Raw genomic sequence first — 24,197 nt, forward strand, 5'->3', positions numbered from 1 at the left:
CTTTCGGTCTCGGCTCACAGGCTCACGAAGAAGCCGGGAGTACGGCGGCCCGCAGCACGGCATGTGCCGCTTCGGCCGGACGGGTGCGGAGGAAGTAGTGGCCGCCGTCGGTGAGCTCGTACAGATCGACGTGCTCGGCCAGCGACTGCCAGTCGCGGTAGCGGTGTGCGGACTCCGCCGTGAACGGGTCGTCGGCCGCCACGACCACGGTGACCGGCGCGGACAGCTTCACGGCGGGTGGGGACTCCAGGGCGTCGGCGAAGTAGCGGTGCGCGCTCACGCAGTCGTGCCGGTACGCGGCACCGATGTGCTCGGCGCGCTCGGCATCCAGCTCGCCCAGCTCGGTGTAGCCGCTGTCCGTGCTCAGCCCGGCGGCGATCTCGGCGCTTGTCCGCTGCGTCAGCTCGGCGACGGCGGCGCGCCGTCCGGCGGCGTCACCGAGCAGCTGCGCGGCGAGGAAGACGCGCTGGACGTCCACCCCGCGCTCCTGGAGCCTCCTGGCCGTCTCCAGTGCAGGGGCGGCACCCGAGGAGTGGCCCCACAGGGAGACCCTGGTCAGGCCGAGCCGGATGATCTCGGCGACGACCTGCTCGACCACCTGGTCCAGCGGGGCGAAGGGCTCCCGCGCGGCGGCCACGTCGTGACCGGGAAGCTCGACGGCGTGGACCGCCGGTCCGCCGGGCGCGAGCGACCGGGCCATCGGCTGGAAGTTCACGGCGTTGCCGCCGGCGTAGGGGAAGCAGACCAGGGCACCGGCTTGTGCGTCGTACGACGCGGACGGTGACTGCGACAGCGGTTCCAGGAGGGCCGTGTCGGCCTTGGGCTGCGTGTGCTGTGGGCTTCCGCCGTCCAGTTGGGTGGCGAGGTCGGCGAGGACGGGGTGGCGGGTGACGTCTTTGAGGGTGATCTGGCGGTCGAGGGCGATGGCGAGTTTCACCGCGGACAGGGAGGTGCCGCCGCGGTCGAAGAAGTGGTCTTGCCGGCCGATCTGGTCCTGTTCGATGCCGAGGACGTTCGCCCAGGCGGCGGCCAGGCGCTGTTCCGTCGCGGTGGCCGGCGCCTTCCGCTCCGCTGCCGGGTCCGTTCCGTTGCCGGTGTGGGTGGCGAGGTGGGTGAGGGTCTTCTTGTCGGTCTTGCCGTTCGGGGTCAGGGGCAGGGCCTGCTGCCAGTGGAAGACCGGGGGCACCATGTAGGCGGGCAGGGTGGCCGCCAGGTGTTCCTGCAGGATCCGGCTGTCGAGTGGGGTGGGGGCGGTGTAGAAGGCGGCCAGTTGCTGTCCGGCACCGGTGTCGGTGACCACGACCGCGCCGTCGCGTACTCCGGGCACCCGCAGCAGCGTGTTCTCGATCTCGCCGATCTCGATCCGGAACCCGCGGATCTTCACCTGCGTGTCCCGGCGGCCCAGGAACTCCAGCTTCCCCGAAGGATGCCAGCGGCCCCGGTCCCCACTGCGATACAACCGCTCACCCGCACGATGCGGATCGGGCACGAACGCCCGCGCGGTGCGCTCGGGATCATTCACATAACCCCGCCCCACACACACCCCGGAGAACACGATCTCGCCCGGCGCGCCCAACGGCACCGGCATCAGATCGTCATCCACGACGTACACGTGCACGTTGCTCACCGGCGGGCCCAGCAGGACCCGCTCCGGGACCGTGTGCATCACCTCGTGATTGGTGTCGTCACAGGTCTCCGTCAGCCCGTAGGCGTTCACCAGAGCCACCCCCGGACGGGCCGTGAACCAGCGCTCGGCCAGCTCCCGCTTCAACGCCTCACCCGTCACCGACACACACCGCAGCCGTTCCAGTGCCTGCGGCTGCTGCTCCAGTCCCGCCAGCAGCGCCTCCAGATACGAGGGCACCACCTGCAGCACCGTCACCCCACCGGCGGACACCGTGTCCAGGAACCGGCCCACATCCAGCACCGCGTCCTGCTCCACCAGCAGCGTCCGCCCGCCCACCATGAGCGCGGACACCAGCTGCCACAACGAGATGTCGAAGCACTGCGGCGCCACCTGCGCCACCACACTGTCCTCACCGATACCGAGATCGTCGATCTTCGCGAACAGGTGATTCACCAGCCCCGCGTGCTCACACATCGCCCCCTTCGGCTCACCCGTCGACCCGGACGTGAAGTAGATGTACGCCAACTGATCCGCGTCCACGGGCAGGTCCAGATCGTGCCCGGCATGCTCCTCCGCCCAGGCATCGTCCACCAGCAGCCGCTCCACACCCCCCAGCGACCCCAGCGCCTCATCCAACGAGCCGGTGCTGCCCGCCTCGCTCAGCACCACCCCACACCCCGCCCGCCCCAGCGTCGCCGCGATCCGCCCCGCCGGGAAATGTGGCTCCACCGGCAGATACACCCCACCCGCCTTGAACACCGCCAGCACCGCCGCCAGCCAGTCCAGATTCCGCTCCATCACGACCGCGACCACACCCTCACGGCCCACCCCCCGCGCCACCAGCGCCCGCGCCAGCCGGTTCGCCCGCGCATTCAACTCCCCGTACGACACCCGCCGCCCACCGCAGACCGCGGCCACCGCACCCGGACGCTGGCGCACCCACCCCTCGAACAACTCATGCACCCGCACCCCCGGCACCTCACGCCGCCGCCCCGCCAGCCCCTGCACCTGAAACGCCAGCTCCCCACCCGACACCAACGACCCCGGCACCGAATCCACACCCGCCGCCAACTGCCCCAACCCCGCCACGTAATAGCCCGCAACCCGCTCCGCGGCCTCCGCATCCATCACCACCGTCCTGAACCACAACCGCACCACCAGACCCCGCCCGTCCTCCACCACCCCCACCCGCAACACCGACCCCTCCACCAACCCACCCACCCCACCCGAACCACCGGCACCACCGGTGATGCCAGGAGTGACCGTCGTCGTGGCAGCCGTCCCGGCCGGATCGAACTCCACCTCGAACAACGGCCCCGACAACCCCAACTCCTGAACCACCACACCCACCGGAACATCCCGATGCGCCCACAACCCCGACTCCACCCGCACCGCCCCACCCACCAGCTCACGCCACGAACCCGCCCGCCCCGACAACCGGCACGGCACCACCCCACCCCGCGCCGACACGTAACCCGTCACCACCTCGTCCTCACCCGACAACACCCCCAGCACCCGCCCATGCACAGCCAGCACCAACGAACCCACCCCCACCCCCACCTCCCCCGCCACACCCCTCAACCCCGACACCACCCCACCCGGAACCCGCACCTCACACTCACCCACACCCGCCACCACAGCCGGCGCCGACACCCACCGCGGAACCGAAGCAAACCCACCCCCACCCACCACCCCACGCCAGAACTCCCGACCCACATCCACCCGCACGTCCATGGTTTCCGTCCCCTCCTCTCACCGGCGCCGCAGCGCGACTCGCCCCTCGGGGCGGCTCGTCAGCGCTGCTGGTTGATAGGGGACCTTGCGCGACTCCGTGGCCGGGTTTCCGCCCCACCGAGCGTGATCGGGCATTTCCTCGCCTTTCATCAGGAAGGAGTCGGCGGCGAGCTGCGCGTGGTCGCCGACCGTCACGCCGTAGTGAATGTGGGCGTTGACGCCGAGCGTCGCGCCGGCACCGATCGTGCTGAGGTCGGACTTGAAGGTGCCGTCCTCCTGCGAGTGGCACTGGATCTTGCTTGCCGCGTTCAGCGTGCAGTCGTCCCCGATGGTGGTGAGCGTCCGCTCGGTGATCGAAGCGCCGTCGTCGAAGAGCCGCTTGCCGACGCGGACGCCCAGCATCCGCCAGAGCAGGCTCTTGTAGGGCGTGCCGTTGAAGAGGTTGAGGTACTCCTCCGGCACCTTCCAGAGACGTTCGTGCCACCAGAAGTACGGGTCGTAGATGGAGCACAACTGCGGCTGCAGCGACCGGAACTTCGTGATCCAGCGCTCCATCATGGTGAAGTAGACGGCCGAGAACGCCAGCGTGGCCGCCAGGTACACGGCGATCATCAGCTGCCCGAAGACGCCGTACATGTCGAGGGTCGCGAGGCCGAAGAGCGTCAGCGCGAAGACGTGCAGCCAGCGCACGAAGAGGCAGAAGACCATGGTGCGGAGGTTGTAGCGGTTCTTCGCGGAGAGGCTGCGGCGCAGTTGGTCACCGGTCCTGAGGTGGTCGAACCGGGTGTCGCGCAGCACCGTGCGGGGGATCTCGAAGGCCGGCGATCCCAGCAGGCCGACCCCTTCGCGGACTTCGCCGTCCAGGGGCACCATCACCTTGGTCGCGAGCAGGCAGTTCTCGCCCGTCCGGCCACCGGTGGGATAGGCGACGTTGTTCCCGAGGAAGTTGTGCGCCCCGATCGAGGCCCGGGACACGCGGAAGGACGTGCCCGAGAAGTCGGCGTTGATGACGGAGAGCCCGTCGGCGACCATCGTTCCGCTGCCGACCGTGCTGAGGTAGGGGGTCTCGTGCTGCACCCGGGTGCCGAAGTTCGACCCGGTCTGCTCGACCTCGGACAAGTCGTAGCCCAGGCGGCGCAGATAGTGCACGATCGCCGAGCTGTCACCGAAGAGCCAGGCGAAGAACTTGATGTTCGTCATGCGGGCGATCAGCCGGTGCAGCGAGTAGTGCAGGCCGTACAGCGGATAGACCTTGTCCGGCTTGATCGCCAGACTCAGCAGGCGCGGCACGGTGAACAGCAGGACCATGCCCAGGATGACGAAGCCGAAGAAGAGCGCGCTGGAAAGGATCAGCGCGTCCAGGTAGAGCCCGAGTGTCCTGACCCCGGTCGCCCCGGGGCCCAGCAGTTCACCGACCGCCGGGACCTCGGTCACCAGCATGTACGCGCCCCCGACGGTCAGCGGCACGTACAGCAGGAACAGTTGGAGCACGGTGGCGAGTCCGAAGCCGAACCGGCGTGGTGTGCCGCAACGCGCCGGTGCGACCCTTACGTAGTCCACGTCCGTGCGCTCTGCCGGGGACCCGTGCCAGTGCTCTCCGTCCGGGACGGCCTCGCCGCTCTGCAACGCCGACGTGTGGCCCAGCTGCGTCCGGTCGCCCATCGACGTGTCGATGTCGAGGACGGTCTTCTCCCCGACGCACGCCTCCTTGCCGAAGGTGACGCGGCCCGTCTGGATTCGTCCGGCATGGGCCCGGTAGCAAGTGAAGTACGACTCCTTGCGAATGACCGTACCGGCGCCGATCGTCAGCAGGTCGGTGCAGACCGGAATGATGCGGGAGAGAATGGTGACGCCTTTTCCGATGTGCGCGCCGAGGGCCCGCAGGTACAGCACGTACAAAGGATTTCCGACGAAGAATCTCATCGGGTTCGCGTTGACCAGTACCTTGACGATCCAGAAGCGAAAGTAAGTAAGACTCCAGATGGGGAACTCACGCGGCCGCCAGCGGCCTATGAGAATCCATTTGGCCACGACGGGAAAGACGCAGAGACCGATGAGGCCGGCGCCGCCGAATATCAGTGACCGGACATAGACGTCCACCAGGCCGGAGCCTTCTGAAACCCATTCATAGCCGCGGGCGGTCACGATGCCGACGGCGAAGCAGTAAGCAAGAAAGAACAGCGTCTGCAGCATTCCGCAGAGGATGTACTGCCCGGTGCGCGCGGGTGTCGACGCCTCGGCCGGAACCGCGACCGACGACTCGGCAGGTTCGGGCGCCTCGACCACGAGTGCCGTCACCAGGCCCCGGATCGTCGGGTGCTGGTAGATGTCCTTCATCGACACCGACGGCAGGTCGTCCCGCTTCCTGATTCGTGCACAAAAGTGCGCCATGGCCAGGGAGTTCGCGCCGAGGTCGTCGAAGAAGTGACTGTCGACCGACACCTGTTCCGCGTCCACGAGGCCGGCCAGCACCTCGGTGAACGCCTTCTCGGTGCGGGCCGCCCCGTTCCCTGTCGGCGAGCCGTTGAGTCCGTGCTCGCTGAGCGCGGACTTATCCGGATCGGGCGTCAGGACCTCGACAGACTTTTCCACCATGCGAGCTCCTTGAGGAAATGCCGGTCGCCGTCGTCCCGGGCAACCGACACTCGATGTCCTCGCGTTCCGGCGGTGGCCGGAACGAGCAATCCGGAAGTCACGTGTTCGTGAACTGTTCTCCGGTCGCAAACCACGACCCCTAGTCTCTGTCGTCCACCGCCGTGTTGCCACTCGAACTCGATCCCACCGGACCTCAGTACACCTCGACGGAGCTGCTGCTGACACGTGGCCTGCGAACCGCCGATGGCCAGCGGTCCGGCCACCGCATCAAAGTTTTGCCATCGTCGAACTGGAGCGATCGCACCGGGCGCCGGACATCGTCGGCGGCGCCTGAGCCCTCCTGGCGGGAGGGGCCTGAATCGCACCTGAGAGGTATTCGGCACCGTGGCCCGGCCGGATGGGAAATCACACGTTCAAATGTCCGCAAACTACGCGCCGGCGCTTGGGCCGGTCGGGTGACACGTGGCTCTGCGGGCATGCCGCCGACGACAAAGTCCCTGACCGGGGCCCATATCCGGCACCGGGGTACGACGGCGCCGTGGCATCGGGGGTATGACGGCGCCGCGGCATCCGGGGTGCGACGGTGCCGTGGCATCCGGGGAACGCCAGCGCCGCGTCTACTCCCGCTGCTCCCGGCCGTGGCCCTGCCGGGAGGCGGGCACGGCGACGAGGTCGGGTCAGATCTCGATGACGGTGACGCGCCCGCCGCCGCACAGGGCGGTGATGTCCTCGGGGTCGGAGGTGAGGACGGTGGCGGGGCCGGGTGCGGCGAGGGCGGTGGCCGCGAGGATGGCGTCGACGGCGTACTTCCGGCCGTGCAGGCCGGCGTCGGCGAGCAGGGCCGCGGCGTGGCGGGCGATGGGCTCATCGACCGGTTCGACGACGATCCGGGACAGGGTCCACTCCAGGGCCTGGCGATTGATCCGCGGGTGGACCACCTCCACGACGGCCGCAGCGCTGGTGATCACCCGCATGTCGTCGGCGCGGGCGAGAGCGAGCCATCCGGCGGCCGCGCGGTCGCGCAGCACCGCCTTGGCCAGCCCTTCGCTGTCGAGGACCAGGGTGCCGCCCGGTACGGCGGGGGACCGCGTCACGAGGAGTCCGCTTCGCCGCTGTCCGCTCCGTCGCTGTCCGCTTCGCCGCTCGTCCGCTGCCGGCGGGCCTGAAGGAGCCGGTCCCGCAGGGCCTGGACCTCCTCGTCGGCGACGGGTCCGTGCTCCGCCTCGGCGACCGCGACGATCTCGTTGAGGTTGTCGCGCTCGATCTGGCGGGCGACCGCCGCGGCGACGTACGCGGAGAGGCCCGAGGGGCCACTGCGAGCGCGAGCGGCTTCCGCGATGTCCCGGGGCATCGTGATCGAGTACTTCCGGGTGGGCTCGCTCATGCCCCTTATGCTACCGATCATGCCACCGTCGGGTCGTGGTCCCGGTGGGCGTCACAGCCCCAGAGAGATGGCCAGCCGGGTGAGCTCGGCCGTGTTGTTGATGTTGAGCTTGGCGCGGATACGGCGCAGATAGGCGTCGACCGTGTGCTTGGAGAGCCCCATCTGGCGAGCCGCCTGCAGATAGGTGCAGCCTGAGGCGATGAGTCGCAGCGTCTCCCGCTCACGCGGGGCCAGCGTCGGTGCGGGGGCTTCGGTCTGCGGCGCGATGAGTGTGACGCTCATGGGATGTCCTCCGACGTATCGGCTTGGTCGTCACTGCTCGCGCCCTCGGAAGCAGGGGGCTTATGCCCGAATATTGCTATTTGTCCTCTTTCGAAAAGCGTGCACGGGCGACTTCATGGCGGTGTCCCCCGACTGTCACAGGCGCGTCACAGGGCACGGTGCATCGCTGCCGGAAACGCCAGGACCCCGCTCTCGGCAGAAGTGCCGAGAGCGGGGTCTTCGGGTACGGGCACGGCTCAGGCCATGGTCAACCGCTGCCTCACGGGCATGGCGGCGAGTGACCTCGGTGGGGCGTCGTGGTCCCGACGGGCCGGCGTCGCCCGGTTCGCGGGACCGGGGCTCACTGCTTGCGGGGCTGGTTGAAGCGCAGCATGTTGCCGGAGGGGTCGCGGAAGGCACAGTCGCGCACGCCGTACGGCTGGTCGACCGGCTCCTGCAGCACCTCGCCCCCCGCCTTGCTGATGCGCTCGAAAGCGGCGTCGCAGTCGTCGGTGGTGAAGATGACGCCGCGCAGCATGCCCTTGGCCAGCAGCTCGGCCATCGCCTGCCGGTCGGCGGGTGAGGCGTTCGGGTCCGCGAGCGGCGGCTCCAGGACGATCTCCACGTCCGGCTGCGAGGGAGAGCCGACGGTCACCCAGCGCATTCCCTCGAATGCGACGTCGTTGCGGACCTCCAGACCGAGAACGTCCCGGTAGAAGGCGAGCGCCTTGTCGTGGTCGTCGACGGCGATGAAGCACTGCGAAAGCTTGATTTCCATGCGCTTCACGCTAGGGGGCGCGGGGCGGGGTTTGCTTCTCCATTCCTGACCGGCCGCGTGTGGATCTTGGCGACGCAGGCGGGGATGGCGGCGCCCTCGTCATGGCTGCGGGCCCGGTATGCGCTCGGGCTCTCCCCGACCAGTTCCGTGAACCGCGAGCTGAACGACCCCAGCGACGTACAGCCGACTTCGAAGCAGACCTCCGTCACCGACAGATCACCCCGCCGCAGCAGCGCCTTGGCCCGCTCGATCCGGCGCGTCATCAGATAGCTGTACGGCGTCTCGCCGAAGGCGGCACGAAAGCTGCGGGAGAAATGGCCCGCCGACATGAGGGCGACCCGCGCCAGCGCCGGAACGTCGAGCGGCTTCGCGTACTCCCGGTCCATCAGGTCACGGGCCCGGCGCAGCCGGACGAGGTCCTCCAGAATCACGCCACCACCATCCCACAGCGCCAGGAGCCACCGGCGTGGCTGCGGCGATCGATGGAGCGGGTGCTCCGGCCGGCCGGGGTCGCAGCAGTGGAGGCACGGCCGACCCGCTCGGCGCGCGGCGGTGCGAATGGGTGCCTCCGCATGCGTGGACGTCGGGGTTTGCGCAGGCTGGAGCGTGTGCCCGTGATCCAGAGCGAGGGGCGATGATCGTAACGGTGGTGACGATGCCGGAGGGGACCGTCGCTCGCATACCTCTGTCGCAAGCGCGGGAGCGTCTCGCGGAATCCCCTTTCCTGATCGTGGACATCGAGCTGCCCGCGGAATCACCGTCCGGCGAGCAACCGATCGCGTACCAGCTCGGTCTGGAGGGCGTGGGCTTCGCCTGGCTCGGCAGGCCGGGCGAATCCCCGCGGGCCGAGTTCCTCGGGGACAGCGCCGGATTCGTCGTACCCGTGATCGAGGACGGCGAGGTCGCTCATGTCCATGCCTTCGTGACCGAGCGGCACCTGGTCACGGTCCACCGAATGCCGAGCGGGCCGATGAAGAGCCTCGTGGTCCGGCTACCGCACGAACGGCCCGCCGACACCGTGGCCACGCTGTTCCTGCTGCTCGAAGAGGCGCTGGAGACCTTCCGCCGCTCCGCCACCCAGGCGCTCCTGGAGGTGGAGGACCTCGAGGACGACATGTTCCAGCACCGGCACCCCCAGCAGGTCTACCGCCTCTCGCGCCTACGACGGCGCGCCGGCCTCCTGCACCACGCCCTGCTGCCCTTCCTGGAGGCGACGGACGAGACCTTCACCCGGAGGATGATGAGCAACAGCTTCCCCGAGTCGCGACAGAGGCTCGCCGACTCCTACCTACGCGCCGCACGGCTCGTACTCACCGGCATCGAGTCTCTCCAGGACGCCGCCCGGCGGGCCTTCCTCAGCTACTCCTCACTCGTGTCCGGCGAGCAGAACGGCGTGATCAACCGGTTGGCCATCGTGTCGACGATCTTCCTCCCGCTGACCTTCCTCACCGGGTTCTTCGGCATGAACTTCACCTACATGACCAACGAGTTGGAAAGCCGCGCCGTCTTCTGGCTGCTCGCGGTGGGCCTCCAGGCGGTCGTCCTGCTCATCGCCCTCTACGCCCTGCACCGCACCCGCGTCTGGCGCAAGCTCCGCGAGGAAGGCCGCGACGACCGCTGACCCAGCCGGCCGCGGGTGCGGTGCGGTGCAGGGTGTAGCTGACGGACGATCCACGTTTGACCGGGCGATCAGGCCGAGGCCCCTGGAATCACAAGTGGGCACTGACCGGGGCGGGTATGCGGGGGAGGTCTTGTTCGGCCCAGATGACCTTGCCGTCCGGTGTCGAGCGGGAGCCCCACCTGCGGGACAGCTTGGCGACGAGGAAGAGGCCGCGGCCGTGCTCGTCCGTGGTGCGCGCGCGACGCGGATGGGGGGCGAAGGCGTTGGCGTCGGACACCTCACAGGTCAGGACCTGGTGACGGACGAGCCGCAGCCCGATCGGTCCGGAACCGTGGCTGATGGCGTTGCCGACGAGTTCGCTGACGATCAGTTTCGTGGTGTCCTCAAGGTCTTCCAGGCCCCATTCCTTCAGTTGACGCGCAGCCAGATCGCGGGCGCTCCAGACGGCGGACGGACCACCGGGCAGTGTCCAGGAGGCCACTTGGCTCGGGTCGAGGGAGCGGGTCCGGACGAGGAGGAGCGTGACGTCGTCGCACGTCGCGTGGTCCGGCAGGGTCTGCGTGGCGATGTCGCACAGGTCGTCCAGGGATCGGCCCGGCTGTGAAAGGGCCGCGCCCAGCCGGTGCATTCCCTCTTCGATGTCGTGGTCGCGGGTCTCGATCAGGCCGTCGGTGTACAGGGCGAGGACGCTTCCCTCGGCCAGTTCCAGTTCCACGCACTCGAAGGGGTCCCCCAGGCCGACCCCCAGGGGGGCTCCGGTGGGGAGGTCGGGGTACGTGACCCGGCCCTCCGGGTCGATGATCGCGGGCGGCGGGTGCCCGGCCGATGCCATGGTGCACCGGCGGGTGGCGGGGTCGTAGACGGCGTACAGGCAGGTGGCACCCGCCACGGTGGGGATCTGGTCCGGGAGGTCGTCGTCCTCCTCGCCCGATCGTTGCACCGTGTCGTCGAGGTGGGACATGAGCTCGCCGGGCGGCAGTTCCATGTCGGCCAGGGTGTGCACGGCGGTGCGGAGCCTGCCCATCGTCGCGGCGGCGTGAAGGCCGTGCCCGACCACGTCGCCGACGACGAGCGCCACCCGCGCGCCGGACAGCGGGATCACGTCGAACCAGTCGCCCCCGACAGAGTGGTCCACGTCGGCCGGCAGGTAGCGCGAGGCCACCTCGACCGCCATGCCGCCCCTCAACCGGCGGGGTAGCAGATGGCGTTGCAGCGCGAGGGCGGCGGTGTGCTCGCGGGCGTACTGACGGGCGTTGTCCAACGACTGCGCGGCGCGGCCGACGAGTTCTTCGGCCAGGAGCAGATCGACATCATGGAACGGAACGGGATTCTCCGTACGGGCGAACAGCGCCACGCCCAGCAGGGCGCGCCGTGCCCGGATGGGGACCATCATGATCGAGTGGATGCCGTTCTCGCGGATCTTGTGCGCGAGGCTCGGCACCACGTCGACCCAGGTGCCCGCAGCGGTGTCCACGACCGGCTCCAGGCGGGACGCCCCGGCACGCAGGACGGCGGTGAGGGGTGAGCCCGGCGGCACGGGGACCAACTCACCGCGCATCCACGGGGATTCCGGGACCCCTGGTCGGATCGAGGCCAGACCGGCACGTCGGAGACCGGGGAGGCGCTTGCCCGTCGCGCCGATGCGGACCGGTGGCCCCTCCCCGAACGAGACCGAATGCTCCAGGTCCACGGCGCAGTAGTCGGCGAGCAGTGGTACGGCAAGGTCGGCCAGTTCCTGGCTGGCCTGCATCACGTCCAGGGTGCTGCCAAGACGCGCGCCGGCCTCGTTGAGGACGGCGAGACGCTCGCGCGTCCGCCGGCTCTCGGCGGCATCGGCGCTGATGGCGCACACCCCCAGCGCTTCGCCGTCCGTACCCTGGAGGCACTGGATCGACACCGCGAACGAGCGCTCCCGGCTCAGGCTCGTCGGCAGCCACGTCCGGTACTCGTGGACCTTGGTGGTGCCGCTCTGGAGTACCTGGCGCATCACCGCCTGGAGCGCCTCGGCCTCGGGGGTGGGCAGCGTGTCGGTCAACCGGTGTCCGAGCCGTCGGTCATGGGGAATGCCGTCGTGGCCGGCGATCGTGTCGTTGGTCCAGGTGCACCGCAGCTGCGGGTCGCGGATGACGACGCCGATCGGCGCGCGGTCGAGAAGCGGTCCCCGCACCGATTCGCCCAATGCCTCCCCGGACAGCGCCCCGGCATCGGCCAGGGACGCGAGCCACCGCGCTGTTCCGTCCAGCCCTTGCAGCATCGAGATCCGCAGGCTGACGTCGAGGACACGGCCGTCGCGGTGGCGTACCGCTGTCGTACCCGACCAGCCGTTCCGGGCCCGGCACTGCTCGACGAAGTCGGACGTGGTCGGTACCCCCGCGAAGCCCGGCAGTACGAGCTCGGCGGCCCGGCCCACCACATCCCCGGTGGAGTGTCCGACCAGCTGCTCGGCGGCCTGCGTCCACCCGACCACCGTCCCCCGGTCGTCGAGCAGGGCGATCGCCGTGTCGGATATGGCGGTCGTGTGCAGCGGCATACCCAGGGTCACCAGGGTGGGGCTGACTGTGGTCATCGAGTTGTTCTCCTCGGACGGCTAGGAGACGGACGGCCTGTGGCGCGAAGGTGAAACGCACCTTTTGGGCGATTGACCGGACAGCGCCCTGCCTTGTGACAGCACCCAGCCACGGGCCGATGGCCCTCGGGTCATCCAGGCCGCCGTGAGCCGGCCAGAACACTCAGCGCCGTTCGACGGCCGGCGGCGGGGCCCGAGCGGGGCGAGGGCAGGGGGCACCGGCCCGATCGCGCGGCCGCGCTGGGCGCGACGGGTGCCTCGAAGCTGCCGGAGAACGGCTATGGAACGGCGAGCCTCGGCAAGCAGCGAACCGACTCCGACGAGCTGCGGCCTGAAGAACCGACCAGTAAACGAGGCCCGGCCCATACCGGCCCCGCCTCACCTCGTCGTCATCCTTCGTGATCACCTCGGCACCTCGGCGCCGCGGAGACGGTCGGCTCTTCACCAACGAGCGTGGGGAACCAGCGCAGATGTCTCCGGAGGGCCGTGAGTTCCAGGCATATTCACTGGTCAGCGCGGTAGGACTGCGCTCACGGGAGCCGCCAGTCCACAGATAGGCCGCGAGACTGGATCAGCGCCCTCGGGCCTACCCCCTGCGCCGGTGCTCCGCTCGTGCGCTCTTGCGACGGCTCGGACAGCCAGACACTGTCAGACCCTGGAATGTTGCCTCTGACGGTGGCAGGCGCAAGAGGGGGAACGATATGAGGGATCCGGAGCCAGAGTGGGCGCTGAGCAAGTTCGGTGAACTGGCATCGTCACTCTCCAGGTTGATACCGCAGTGCATCGTAAGGGCTCATGAGCGGGCGCGTGAGGGCCATCAAGGCGTGCATACCCAGACACTTGAGGCCTATGGGCACGGCCTCCATGCCGTCCAGTACGAGGAACTCGCAACCGGTCTGGCTGATCTCGCGACCGCATCTCCCGTCCGACTTCAAGCTCGAACAGTGATGGTGGTAGCCGGACAGGTCCTCTATCCCATCCGGTACGCGAAGACTGATGTCCCTGTCACCGTCGCGCGCCTTCGCCGTGCTGCGGGACTGCGGGCCGAGCTCATCCGCCGGCACGGGCCAGAACCGATGCAGGGGGAGCTGGACCTAGGGCTGGAGGAACTACGCATGCAGGAGATCCACAGTGACCTTGATCAGCTCGGCCCGGAAACCGGCCTGATACTCCTGGCTTACGCGTGCTCGATGGATCGGGGGGTGATGCGCCTTGAGTGGGGAGACGCGGAACTGCGCAACGATCGCTACCTGAGTTGGCACCACCACCAGGCGCTCCTCCTGCCCGGCCGACGCCGATCAGCCTAGAAAGTACGGTCGCTGACGGGTCAAGCGCTTAAAAGGCGCCTGATGCTGGGGGGCTCGAGGTGGGTGCTGACCTGCCCGGACGTCCGAACAGAGCCGTTGCAGCTTCCAGCCTCGACACGCATTCGACTGCGGTGGATAGAGAGAGGCGCTTCACTGGTCTCGTACGACTTGTTGAGGAATTGACTAAGTCGGATACGTTGGCGGCGCGAAGCGAACCAGACGGGGTGGAGGGACGCACAGTGGATGAGTCGTTCGCTGAGTACCGTGAGGTCGGCGTGGCCGATCCGCTACGACAGGGTGACGTCCTGGAGGCTGTAGACGCAGAAGTGACGATGTGGCGGCGACACCTCCTCGTCATGACGGCCGACTGTGACTTCGCCTACGCCAAGCACCAGGGCCGCGTTACTTGCGTCCCGCTGCTCGCGGCGGAGGAGTACCTCTCGGAGATGCAGATCCCCAAGATCCGTGAGCAACTCGTCAAGCCGCAGCTCAAGGAGATACGTCAGATCCTCTCGAAGGCCCCGGTGCCCACCATCAGCGACCGGCGACTTCGGGAGTGGGCGAGTGAAGAGGCGCCCGGGGACATCGTCAAGATGCTCGAGCTGCAGCAAACGGATGCACAGAAGGTCATGGCCGCTCTCGAAGCCATCCGCATGATGGACGCGCTGGCTAGCACCCTCAAGGAGGGAGTCAGCCTGCTGGTGGAGGCGCAACTCATCGGCACCAGCCCTCCGAAGCGCGACAACGCCGTGAAGAAGGTGGTGAATCAACTGCGAGGGTCCTACCAGCAGCCACCGGGAGACGCGCTCTTCCTGACGGCGATCGGCCCCGGGCAGGACGCCGGCTACTTTGCCTACCTCCGGCACATCGAGCAGGTCTGGGAGCCCGAGATCTCGCTGGGGCCGTCGCACAGGGAGGTCGTATACCGCCGGATCTCGCGTCTGCGCGATCGGTTCGCGCACGCCCTCGTGCAGAGATTCGCGATGGTGTTCATGTCGATCGGGCTTCCTGAGCAGTATGAAGAACTTCGCGATCTGCATGCAGAGATTCTGGGAGATAACTTCGCATGAAGCCGTTGGTCACGACTGTCCGTGCGCTGAGTGAGCTCGCCACCGACCTGTCTCCTGATGCCGTCTCGTCGTCAGCGATTCTCTTTGAATTCAGCACCCAGGAAGTGGACTTCCTACTCGCCGCAGATGACGACGAAGAGGTCCAGCGCATCGTCATCATGCGCGAGCAGAACGCCAGAGAGCGTTTCGTTCCGGAGCATCTCGTCAGTCTGAGAAGAGATGTTCTGAGCCGGATGAAGAGTTTCGCCGAGAGAGCGAGGACTCCCGGCCCGCTGTTTCTGCCGCGACAGTGGCACCAATACAAGTACAACAATTACATCGCTTTCCGGGCCACGCCGAAGGCCGACGCTCATTCGAGCCGATGGATTACGGAAGTCACCCCTGGCGATCGCGCCGACATCATCTTCTGGGCGACGACCACATCGGACAACAAATCGACGCTGGAAGAGTTCGACTCCAGGCGGCCGCCGGCGCCCGAGCTGGACGGCGTCTGGACACAGACCGTCGCAGCTGCCCAGGAGCACTTCGCTCAAGCTCGCTCCCAGCCCGTCGATGTCGATATGAGCCTTCCCGCGCTCGAACAGTCGACGACCAAGGGCTGGGCCTACGAGCAATGGCTGGAAGCCATCAGTAAGGAGCAGCGCGCGTTCATCGAGGCGGACACCGACAAGTCGATACGGCTCCGCGGCCCTGCAGGCTCCGGAAAGACGCTCGCCCTGTCCTTGAAGTCGATCCGGGAGGTCCTCAACGCCCGTGAAACAGGAAGGGATACACGCGTTCTCGTCGTGACCCACAGCTGGGCGCTGGCCGCTCAGATCTCGGACTCCATCGACTCGATGGGCCTCGGTCTACTACACGAGATCGACGTCCTCCCCCTGCTCGAGATCGCGAAGACGATCTCCCCTCAGTACGTCCAGGACGTGTCCTCCGGGTTCAGCTTGATCGGAGAGGACAGCCTCAGCGGCAAACAAGCTCAGCTAGATGAGATCCAGGAAGTTCTGGACGATTTCATCACTGGAGACTGGATCACCTACAAGGGAGGCGTCAGCGAAGGTCTGCGTACGAGATTCGACTCGGCCGAGAACGACGAACGGCGCGCGCTCGCCTGGGATCTGCTCATCGAGTTCGGATCCGTCATCGGTGCCGCAGCCATCTTTCCCGGGGCAGGGTCTGAGCTGCGCTATTTCCAACTGCCGCGCGCCTCCTGGATGCTTCCCATTAACACCCGGGAAGATCTGCGTGTCGTCTTCGAGTTGTACACGCGTTACTGGGCGAGCCTCGACGAGCGCTCCCTCACCACATCCGATCAGGTTCTCGCGGACTTCCTGATCCATATGTCGACAAATAGCTGGAATCGTGCGCGCCGAGTGCAGGGATATGACTTGGTGTTCGTGGACGAGTTCCATCTGTTCAGCCCGCTGGAGCGACAGGTGCTCCACTATCTCACCCGCGACACGTCAATCTACCCACGCGTGTTCATGGCCGTGGACCCTCGGCAGTCACCCTCCGAGGCCTTCATCGGACTGGCTGCCCACGAGACCAGGTCGTCGAGTGGAGTGTCGGCGGACGACAACCTCGGCGTTGTCGCGAATTTCGAACTCACGACCATCCACAGATTCACACCGCAGATCCTCGAACTGATCAAGCACGTGCACCACGAGTTCCCGACCCTCGATCTCGGACAGGAGTGGGACATCGACTTCACCCAGGTGGAGTCGGCGCAGGCCGGCGGCTGCTTGCCGCGCCTGATCTCAGCGGCTTCCCGCTCGGGCGAGGAGGATGACATCGTCCGCGCAGTGCAAGCCCTGTACCCGTCGGGCCGACTGGCGCTCGCCGTTGTCGACTTCCGCCAGTGGCAGAGATTCAGCAGGCTCGCCTCACGGATCGGGCACTCCGGCAAGTTCCATGTATCCACCGTCTCCGGCCGGTCCGACATCGAAGGTCTCGGCTATCGGCGCCGCGGGCTCGTCGTCGGGACGGCGGAATATCTCGCGGGGCTGCAGTTCGACTCGGTACTCGTGGCCGGAATACCGGATATGAACGCATCTGCTCCGACCGCCAACGAACGCATCCGGTACCTGTCGCTCCTCTATCTCGCGCTCAGCCGCGCGCAAGGAGAGGTGCGTGTCTTTGTGAACGAAGATGACGGTGGGGCTCCCGAGGTCCTTCTCCGGGCGGTCGCCAACCACCTGATGGAGTCGGACCAGGGAAGTCTCGTCTAGTCCGACAGCGGCGCCCAGGCTTCGGTCCTACGCGTTACTCTCCGCACCCAGTTGGCGCAGGAGCCTGGGCAACTCAGTGCCGATCGGTTGTCGTACGACATCGGCCTCGTGGCCGTCGTACGGCGTCGGCTCGGCGTTGATGATGATCAGGCCGCCGCCCCGATCGCGTCGGCCAAGATGTGCACCTGGGACTGCACAGTCACAACTGATCATCGGCGGCCGTGACCTGCGGCCGCCTCACCGATCGACACTCTGACCTGCTGCTGAGCTGTCATTAGTTGTCGACGTTGGTCATCGTTGAGTGCCCTTCCACGGCCCCAGTACGGCCCGAGAGGGCGCTCATGCGCTAGGCGTAGACACCTGCCTTGTAAGCCTGGTGCCGCACTCGGATGCGTCCTTTCTGGTCACCTTGCGTTCGACGGTGTCGGATCTGGTCGAGGGTGTTTGCGCCGCTCGCAGCCTCGAGTGACCGCGGTCGACCGCTCGATCTGGCACGGATCTGGCATGCGGGGCGCTGCCGACACCTGCCTTGCAAGTTCGATTAGACCGCCAACGTAGAGCCTCTGACTGCGCGCCCGTGCACTGCTTGCGGCCGCCCAACGCTTCCTGCGTCCACCGCCGTTGATGTCAGCAGGTGATGTCAGACTGGATGACTCCATGGAGCGCGTCGAAGCTGAGCTGTTCACGGACGGCGGGAACAGCGCTGTGGTCCGCCTGCCACCCCGCCGGTTCTCCGGTGTCCTGATACAGGGCGACTCACCTCTCCATCATCCACAGCGAAATTGCCGACATGGTCGAAGCCTGCGACCAGGGCGACACCGCGCGCGACTACCTCTGCGCTACGGCTTCGCCCGGCTGCGATCCTGGCCTCGCCGCGCTTCAGGACAGATCGGTGCGCGTCCTCCCTGCGTGGGGGCTCGGACCGCCGCGCGCGCATGTCGGGTGGCCCGGTGTGCGGGCGCGCGGCGGGCATCGGACGAGGCTACGGCTCATCTTGCTCGAGCGCAGGACTATCGCGATCAGTGATTGACAACGACCAAGAGCCGGACCCAGTGGGACTGGGTCCGGCTCTCAATGTCTGGCACTTCGGCTGGTCAGCGGCTTGATCACGCTGTTCCGGCTTCTGTGCCCCCGGCAGGATTCGAACCTGCGCACACGGCTCCGGAGGCCGTTGCTCTATCCCCTGAGCTACGGGGGCGTCCGCCGCTCTCGGCGGCGACGGGTAGAACCCTACCAGCTCCTATGGGGTGCCCGTGAACAGGTATTTCCAGCGCGTGACGACGGCGGACGGACGGCAGATGGACGGCGGAGCCGGTGCCCGCCCCGCCCCGGACGCCGGGTGCTTGGCGGTGGATGCCACCCGGGGCCGTGGCGTGGGTGGCACGGGTGGCGTGGTCGGGGTTTCTACGTCGCGTTCCGACCCCCGGACGGGTCGGAAGTGGGGAAAACCCGGACGCAGCCCCGGTCCGCCGCCTACTCTCGAGTTGTGTCAGGCGTGTCCGGCCGGGTGCTTGTCGTGGACGACAACAGGGTCATTCGGCAGCTGATCAGGGTCAATCTCGAGCTGGAGGGCTTCGAGGTCGTGACCGCGGCCGATGGTGCCGAGTGCCTGGAGGTCGTGCATCGGGTGATGCCGGATGTGATCACGCTGGACGTGGTGATGCCCCGGCTCGACGGGCTGCGGACCGCCGCTCGGCTGCGGGCCGATCCGCGGACCAGGCCGGTGCCCGTCGCGATCATCAGTGCCTGTACGCAGTACGAGGTGGAGACGGGCATCGCCGCCGGGGTCGACGCGTTCCTCGCCAAGCCCTTCGAGCCGGCCGAGCTGGTGCGGCTCGTCCGGCAGTTGATGCACAGGGAGGGCCCGCCGTCAGTAGACGGCAGGCATGGTGCCGGGCGGGCGGGGAGCACGCGGGGCTGACCGGATGGCGAAACCGGTTCGCGATCACACCCCCTCTCTCCCATACGCTTGTCCCGTGACCCCCGCAGAGCTCTCCCGTACCGTGCTGGGCGCCGTGCGCCGTGCGGTCGAGGAGGGCGCTCTGTCCGGTCCCGTACCCGAGCGGGTGAAGGTCGAGCGGTCCCGGCCCGGAGGGTCCGGGGACTACGCCACCAGCATCGCGCTCCGGCTGGCGGGGCCGGCCGGGCGGCAGGCCAGGGACGTGGCCGAGGTCCTGAAGGCGCGCATCACCGACAGCCCCGGCATCGCCCGGGTCGAGATCACCGGCCCCGGCTTTCTGAACTTCACCCTCGGCGACGACTCCGCCGGCGCCCTCGTCCGTGCCGTACGTGAGCAGGGCACGCGCTACGGATACGGCGACGGCCTCGCCGGGACGCGCGTCCGCTTCGCGCCCGCCGGCGAGTTGCGTGCTCGCGTCATCACCGACACCGTCGTACGGCTGCTCATCGCCCAGGGGGCCGATGCCGCCGTCGCGCCGGGAGGCGAGGAGCGGATCACCGCCGTCCCCGCGCACGACGACGGACCGGGCCACGAGAAGCACGACGGACCGCACAACGACGGGCCGGACGACGACGGACTGTTCGCGCGCGTCGGCCGGGACGCCGCCCTGTGGGCCCTCCTCCGGCCCGCCGCCCACGACCGCCCCCTCACCGGCGACGGGCTTCTCGTACAGAACGAGGGCAACGCGCTCTTCCGGGTCCGATACGCCCACGCCCGCAGCCGCGCCCTGCTCCGCAACGCCGCGGATCTGGGGTTCACAGCCCGGATCGCCCCCGGCACGGACGGGATCGCCCCCGCGCCCGCCGGCCCCGACGCCGCGACCGCCGCGACCGCCGCGACCAGCGCCGAGACCGTCCCCCCGACCGCCGCCCCCGCCGCCCCCGCGTCCGCTCTCCTCACCGCCCTCGGCGACCACCCCGCCGTCATCGAGTCCGCCGCCCGGCTGCGCGCCCCCGACCGGGTCGCCCGGCACCTCGAAGCCACCGCCGACGCCTTCCTCGGCTTCCAGCACACCGTGCTGCCCATGGGTGACGAGAAACCCTCGGCCACCCACCGTTCCCGGCTCGCCCTTGCCGAAGCCGCCGGGACGGTGCTGGCCGGTGGCCTGGCCCTGCTCGGCATCAGCGCACCCGAACACCTGTAGATGTGAGAGAAGAATGAGCCGTTCCGCACACCCCGCCGGGCCCCGCTACGCCGACGTCCTGCCCGAAGGGCACTACGCTGCTCCGCCGACCGACCTCAACGTGCTCGACGGGAAGGTCTGGTCCCGCACCGTGACCCGCAACGCCGACGGCGTCGTCACCGTCGGCGGTATCGAAGCCACCCGGCTGGCCGAGGAGTTCGGCACCCCCGCCTACTTCCTCGACGAAGCCGACTTCCGCGCCCGCTGCCGCGCCTGGGCCGACGCCTTCGGCAAGGACGCCGACGTCTTCTACGCGGGCAAGGCGTTCCTCTCCCGCGCCGTCGTGCGCTGGCTCCACGAGGAGGGGCTCAACCTCGACGTGTGCTCCGGCGGTGAGCTGGCCACCGCCCTCGAGGCCGGAATGCCCGCCGAGCGCATCGCCTTCCACGGGAACAACAAGTCCACCGAGGAGATCGAGAGGGCCGTACGGGCCGGCGTCGGACGCATCGTCCTCGACTCCTTCCAGGAGATCGTCCGCGTCGCGCACACCGCCCAGTCCCTCGGCAGGCGCCAGCGCGTCCAGATCCGGGTCACCGTCGGCGTCGAGGCGCACACCCACGAGTTCATCGCCACCGCCCACGAGGACCAGAAGTTCGGCCTCGCGCTCGCCGGCGGCCAGGCGGCCGAGGCCGTACGGCGCGCCCTCCAGCTCGACGGTCTCGAACTCATCGGCATCCACTCGCACATCGGTTCGCAGATCTTCGACACGTCCGGCTTCGAGGTGGCCGCCCACCGGGTCGTCGGCCTGCTCAAGGAGGTCCGCGACGAGCACGGTGTCGAGCTGCCCGAGATCGACCTCGGCGGCGGCCTCGGCATCGCGTACACCTCCGACGACGACCCGCGTGAGCCGCACGAGATCGCCAAGGCGCTCGGCGAGATCGTCACCCGCGAGTGCGAGGCGGCAGGGCTGCGCACGCCGCGCATCTCCGTCGAGCCGGGGCGGGCCATCGTCGGGCCCACCGCCTTCACGCTGTACGAGGTCGGCACGATCAAGCCGCTCGACGGGCTGCGTACGTACGTCAGCGTCGACGGCGGCATGTCCGACAACATCCGCACGGCGCTCTACGACGCCGAGTACAGCGTGGCGCTCGTGTCGCGCGCGAGCGACGCCGAGCCGATGCTGGTGCGCGTCGTCGGCAAGCACTGCGAGAGCGGCGACATCGTCGTACGGGACGCCTTCCTGCCGGCCGATCTGGCGCCGGGCGACCTGATCGCGGTGCCGGCGACCGGCGCCTACTGCCGCTCGATGGCCAGCAACTACAACCACGTACTCCGTCCGCCCGTCGTCGCCGTGCGCGACGGCGAGGCACGAGTGATCGTCCGGCGGGAGACGGAGGAAGATCTCCTGCGTCTCGATGTCGGCTGATGGAATATATGTCTCAGAATCCGGACAGGGGACGGAAACCCTCATCCGGTGAGTGAGACTGGTTCGCACCCTGCTTTATGAGAAACGAGGTCGGATGATGCGTACGCGTCCGCTGAAGGTGGCGCTGCTGGGCTGTGGAGTGGTCGGCTCAGAGGTGGCGCGCATCATGACGACGCACGCCGACGACCTCGCCGCTCGGATCGGCGCCCCGGTGGAACTCGCCGGGGTCGCCGTCCGCCGCCCCTCCAAGGTCCGGGAGGGGATCCCGCAGGAGCTGATCACCACCGACGCCAAGGCGCTCGTGGAGCGCGACGACCTCGATGTGGTCGTCGAGGTCATCGGTGGCATCGAGCCCGCCCGCACCCTGATCACCACCGCCTTCGAGCACGGCGCCTCCGTCGTCTCCGCCAACAAGGCGCTGCTCGCCGAGGACGGCGCGACGCTGTACGCAGCCGCCGAGAAACATGGCCGGGACCTGTACTTCGAGGCCGCGGTCGCCGGCGCGATCCCGCTGATCAGGCCGCTGCGCGAGTCCCTCGCCGGCGACAAGGTCAACCGTGTCCTCGGCATCGTCAACGGCACGACGAACTTCATCCTCGACAAGATGGACACCTCCGGAGCCGGCTACTCCGAGGCGCTCGACGAGGCCACCGCCCTCGGGTACGCCGAGGCCGACCCGACCGCCGACGTCGAGGCGTTCGACGCCGCCGCCAAGGCCGCGATCCTCGCCGGTATCGCCTTCCACACCCGCGTACGCCTCGACGACGTCTACCGCGAGGGCATGACCGAGGTCACCGCCGCCGACTTCGCCTCCGCCAGGCAGATGGGCTGCACCATCAAGCTGCTGGCGATCTGTGAGCGGGCGGCGGACGGCAGGTCCGTCACGGCCCGCGTCCACCCCGCGATGATCCCGCTCAGCCACCCGCTGGCCTCCGTCCGCGAGGCGTACAACGCGGTCTTCGTCGAGGCCGAGGCGGCCGGGCGGCTGATGTTCTACGGCCCCGGCGCCGGCGGCGCGCCGACCGCCTCCGCGGTCCTCGGCGACCTGGTCGCCGTCTGCCGCAACAAGCTCGCCGAGGCCACCGGCCCCGGCGAGTCCGCGTACACCCAGCTGCCCGTGAGCTCCATGGGCGAGGTCGTGACGCGGTACCACATCAGCCTCGACGTGGCCGACAAGCCGGGCGTCCTCGCCCAGGTCGCGACGGTCTTCGCCGAGCACGGCGTATCGATCGACACGGTCCGCCAGACGGGCAAGGACGGCGAGGCATCGCTCGTCGTCGTCACCCACCGCGCGCCCGACGCCGCCCTGTCGGGGACCGTCGACGCGCTGCGCAAGCTCGACACCGTGCGCGGTGTCGCCAGCATCATGCGGGTTGAAGGAGAGTAAGGACCCATGAGCACTCGCACCCACCAGTGGCGCGGCATCATCGAGGAGTACCGTGACCGGCTCCCGGTGACGGACACGACGCCGGTCGTCACGCTCGGCGAGGGCGGTACGCCGCTCGTTCTCGCCCAGTCCCTCTCCGAGGCCACCGGATGTGAGGTTCATCTCAAGGTCGAGGGCGCCAACCCGACCGGGTCCTTCAAGGACCGCGGGATGACGATGGCGATCACCAGGGCCAAGGAGGAGGGCGCGAAGGCCGTCATCTGCGCCTCCACGGGCAACACCTCGGCATCGGCCGCGGCGTACGGGGGCCGGGCCGGAATGGTCTGCGCCGTGCTGATCCCGCAGGGCAAGATCGCGATGGGCAAGCTGGGCCAGGCGCTGGTCCACGGAGCGAAGATCCTGCAGGTCGACGGCAACTTCGACGACTGCCTGGTGCTGGCCCGCGGTCTGTCCGAGAACTACCCTGTGGCGCTGGTCAATTCGGTCAACCCGGTCCGTATCGAGGGCCAGAAGACCGCGGCCTTCGAGATCGTCGACGCGCTCGGCGACGCGCCGGACATCCATGTGCTGCCCGTCGGCAACGCCGGCAACATCACGGCGTACTGGAAGGGCTACAAGGAGTACGCGGCGGACGAGCTGTCCACCCGCACCCCGCGGATGTGGGGCTTCCAGGCCTCCGGCTCGGCGCCGATCGTCCGCGGCGAGGTCGTCAAGGACCCCTCGACCATCGCCACCGCGATCCGGATCGGCAACCCGGCGTCCTGGCAGTTCGCGCTCGCGGCCCGCGACGAGTCGGGCGGCTTCATCGACGAGGTGACCGACCGTCAGATCCTGCGCGCGTACAAGCTGTTGGCCTCGCGCGAGGGCGTCTTCGTGGAGCCCGCCTCCGCGGCCTCGGTGGCCGGCCTGCTGAAGGCCGCCGAAGAGGGCAAGGTCGACCCCGGCCAGAAGATCGTCTGCACGGTCACCGGCAACGGCCTCAAGGACCCGGACTGGGCGGTCGCCGGAGCGCCCCAGCCGCTGACGGTCCCGGTGGACGCCGCGGCGGCGGCGGAGCGGCTCGGCCTGGCGTAAGCGGCATCCCGGGGCACCCCCGCCCAGGCAGGGGCGCCCCGGCCCATGCCCCCACAAGGCAC

General features: G+C 68.6%; 18 protein-coding genes, 1 tRNA gene and 1 pseudogene. 10 read left to right on the forward strand and 10 right to left on the reverse strand.

The window, feature by feature from the left end; translation table 11 throughout:
• Positions 1-22: 22 nt before the first annotated feature.
• The 7 genes from OG766_RS24310 to OG766_RS24340 form a co-directional block, all read right to left on the reverse strand.
• Positions 23-3,361, reverse strand: coding sequence for a non-ribosomal peptide synthetase (locus tag OG766_RS24310; RefSeq protein WP_328726203.1), 3,339 nt, complete (start codon positions 3,359-3,361; stop codon positions 23-25).
• 18 nt (positions 3,362-3,379) lie between these two features.
• Positions 3,380-5,956, reverse strand: a complete 2,577-nt coding sequence (locus tag OG766_RS24315) for a Pls/PosA family non-ribosomal peptide synthetase (protein WP_328726204.1) — start codon at positions 5,954-5,956, stop codon at positions 3,380-3,382.
• Between the two features lie 677 nt (positions 5,957-6,633).
• Positions 6,634-7,050 carry a PIN domain-containing protein gene (locus tag OG766_RS24320; protein WP_328726205.1) on the reverse strand — a complete coding sequence of 139 codons (417 nt, stop codon included), beginning with the start codon at positions 7,048-7,050 and terminating at the stop codon, positions 6,634-6,636.
• Positions 7,047-7,340: a CopG family transcriptional regulator gene (locus OG766_RS24325; protein WP_328726206.1), complete on the reverse strand. Its 294-nt coding sequence runs from the start codon at positions 7,338-7,340 to the stop codon at positions 7,047-7,049. The genes OG766_RS24320 and OG766_RS24325 overlap by 4 nt, the downstream gene beginning before the upstream one ends.
• 51 nt (positions 7,341-7,391) lie before the next feature.
• A complete protein-coding gene (locus OG766_RS24330) occupies positions 7,392-7,622 on the reverse strand; it encodes a response regulator transcription factor (RefSeq protein WP_266383133.1) in 231 nt (76 codons plus the stop codon).
• A gap of 340 nt (positions 7,623-7,962) precedes the next feature.
• A complete protein-coding gene (locus OG766_RS24335; protein WP_266383135.1) occupies positions 7,963-8,379 on the reverse strand; it encodes a VOC family protein in 417 nt (138 codons plus the stop codon).
• 5 nt (positions 8,380-8,384) lie between these two features.
• The gene (locus OG766_RS24340; RefSeq protein ID WP_266383138.1) at positions 8,385-8,810 is read right to left on the reverse strand and encodes a helix-turn-helix transcriptional regulator; all 426 of its coding nucleotides are present in this window, start codon (positions 8,808-8,810) and stop codon (positions 8,385-8,387) included.
• Positions 8,811-9,109: 299 nt separating this feature from the next.
• On the opposite strand from OG766_RS24340, the gene OG766_RS24345 reads away from it, so the two are divergent.
• Positions 9,110-10,000, forward strand: a complete 891-nt coding sequence (locus OG766_RS24345) for a CorA family divalent cation transporter (protein WP_328726207.1) — start codon at positions 9,110-9,112, stop codon at positions 9,998-10,000.
• An 88-nt stretch (positions 10,001-10,088) separates the two neighbouring features.
• Here OG766_RS24345 and OG766_RS24350 read toward each other — a convergent pair whose 3' ends face one another.
• The gene (locus OG766_RS24350; protein ID WP_328726208.1) at positions 10,089-12,566 is read right to left on the reverse strand and encodes a SpoIIE family protein phosphatase; all 2,478 of its coding nucleotides are present in this window, start codon (positions 12,564-12,566) and stop codon (positions 10,089-10,091) included.
• An 824-nt stretch (positions 12,567-13,390) separates the two neighbouring features.
• On the opposite strand from OG766_RS24350, the gene OG766_RS24355 reads away from it, so the two are divergent.
• From OG766_RS24355 to OG766_RS24365, 3 genes are all read left to right on the forward strand, one after another.
• The gene (locus OG766_RS24355; protein WP_328726209.1) at positions 13,391-13,873 is read left to right on the forward strand and encodes a hypothetical protein; all 483 of its coding nucleotides are present in this window, start codon (positions 13,391-13,393) and stop codon (positions 13,871-13,873) included.
• Between the two features lie 239 nt (positions 13,874-14,112).
• Positions 14,113-14,943, forward strand: coding sequence for a hypothetical protein (locus OG766_RS24360; protein ID WP_328726210.1), 831 nt, complete (start codon positions 14,113-14,115; stop codon positions 14,941-14,943).
• A complete protein-coding gene (locus tag OG766_RS24365) occupies positions 14,940-17,165 on the forward strand; it encodes a UvrD-helicase domain-containing protein (RefSeq protein WP_328726211.1) in 2,226 nt (741 codons plus the stop codon). The genes OG766_RS24360 and OG766_RS24365 overlap by 4 nt, the downstream gene beginning before the upstream one ends.
• Positions 17,166-17,192: 27 nt before the next feature.
• Here OG766_RS24365 and OG766_RS24370 read toward each other — a convergent pair.
• Positions 17,193-17,330 (reverse strand): annotated as a pseudogene (locus tag OG766_RS24370) (NAD-dependent deacetylase); the annotation flags it as partial.
• Between the two features lie 492 nt (positions 17,331-17,822).
• Between OG766_RS24370 and OG766_RS36760 the strand changes: the two are divergent.
• Entirely contained in the window at positions 17,823-18,191 is a 369-nt protein-coding gene (locus OG766_RS36760; RefSeq protein ID WP_443045532.1) for a DUF6959 family protein, read from the forward strand.
• A 100-nt stretch (positions 18,192-18,291) separates the two neighbouring features.
• On the opposite strand, the gene OG766_RS24375 is transcribed toward OG766_RS36760, so the two are convergent.
• A tRNA-Arg gene (locus tag OG766_RS24375) sits at positions 18,292-18,363 on the reverse strand.
• A gap of 297 nt (positions 18,364-18,660) precedes the next feature.
• On the opposite strand from OG766_RS24375, the gene OG766_RS24380 reads away from it, so the two are divergent.
• The 5 genes from OG766_RS24380 (at position 18,661) to thrC (ending at position 24,135) form a co-directional block, all read left to right on the forward strand.
• Complete coding sequence (locus OG766_RS24380; RefSeq protein WP_266384459.1) at positions 18,661-19,086, forward strand: response regulator; 426 nt, start codon at positions 18,661-18,663, stop codon at positions 19,084-19,086.
• A gap of 55 nt (positions 19,087-19,141) precedes the next feature.
• The gene (nrtL, locus tag OG766_RS24385) at positions 19,142-20,269 is read left to right on the forward strand and encodes an ArgS-related anticodon-binding protein NrtL (protein ID WP_328726212.1); all 1,128 of its coding nucleotides are present in this window, start codon (positions 19,142-19,144) and stop codon (positions 20,267-20,269) included.
• A 13-nt stretch (positions 20,270-20,282) separates the two neighbouring features.
• Positions 20,283-21,674 carry a diaminopimelate decarboxylase gene (lysA, locus tag OG766_RS24390; protein ID WP_328726213.1) on the forward strand — a complete coding sequence of 464 codons (1,392 nt, stop codon included), beginning with the start codon at positions 20,283-20,285 and terminating at the stop codon, positions 21,672-21,674.
• Positions 21,675-21,771: 97 nt separating this feature from the next.
• Positions 21,772-23,061: a homoserine dehydrogenase gene (locus tag OG766_RS24395; protein ID WP_266384462.1), complete on the forward strand. Its 1,290-nt coding sequence runs from the start codon at positions 21,772-21,774 to the stop codon at positions 23,059-23,061.
• A gap of 6 nt (positions 23,062-23,067) precedes the next feature.
• Complete coding sequence (thrC, locus tag OG766_RS24400) at positions 23,068-24,135, forward strand: threonine synthase (RefSeq protein WP_266383220.1); 1,068 nt, start codon at positions 23,068-23,070, stop codon at positions 24,133-24,135.
• Positions 24,136-24,197 lie beyond the last annotated feature (62 nt).

It is taken from the genome of Streptomyces sp. NBC_00259 (assembly GCF_036181745.1).
GTDB classification, from domain to species: domain Bacteria; phylum Actinomycetota; class Actinomycetes; order Streptomycetales; family Streptomycetaceae; genus Streptomyces; species Streptomyces pratisoli.

Coding starts and splice junctions, on each gene's coding strand:
- OG766_RS24335 (WP_266383135.1), bottom strand. CDS start 8,379: ATGGAAATCAAGCTTTCGCAGTGCTTCATCGCCGTCGACGACCACGAC.
- OG766_RS24365 (WP_328726211.1), top strand. CDS start 14,940: ATGAAGCCGTTGGTCACGACTGTCCGTGCGCTGAGTGAGCTCGCCACC.
- OG766_RS24350 (WP_328726208.1), bottom strand. CDS start 12,566: ATGACCACAGTCAGCCCCACCCTGGTGACCCTGGGTATGCCGCTGCAC.
- OG766_RS24330 (WP_266383133.1), bottom strand. CDS start 7,622: ATGAGCGTCACACTCATCGCGCCGCAGACCGAAGCCCCCGCACCGACG.
- thrC (WP_266383220.1), top strand. CDS start 23,068: ATGAGCACTCGCACCCACCAGTGGCGCGGCATCATCGAGGAGTACCGT.
- OG766_RS24315 (WP_328726204.1), bottom strand. CDS start 5,956: ATGGTGGAAAAGTCTGTCGAGGTCCTGACGCCCGATCCGGATAAGTCC.
- OG766_RS24325 (WP_328726206.1), bottom strand. CDS start 7,340: ATGAGCGAGCCCACCCGGAAGTACTCGATCACGATGCCCCGGGACATC.
- lysA (WP_328726213.1), top strand. CDS start 20,283: ATGAGCCGTTCCGCACACCCCGCCGGGCCCCGCTACGCCGACGTCCTG.
- OG766_RS24310 (WP_328726203.1), bottom strand. CDS start 3,361: ATGGACGTGCGGGTGGATGTGGGTCGGGAGTTCTGGCGTGGGGTGGTG.
- OG766_RS24395 (WP_266384462.1), top strand. CDS start 21,772: ATGCGTACGCGTCCGCTGAAGGTGGCGCTGCTGGGCTGTGGAGTGGTC.
- OG766_RS36760 (WP_443045532.1), top strand. CDS start 17,823: ATGGAGCGCGTCGAAGCTGAGCTGTTCACGGACGGCGGGAACAGCGCT.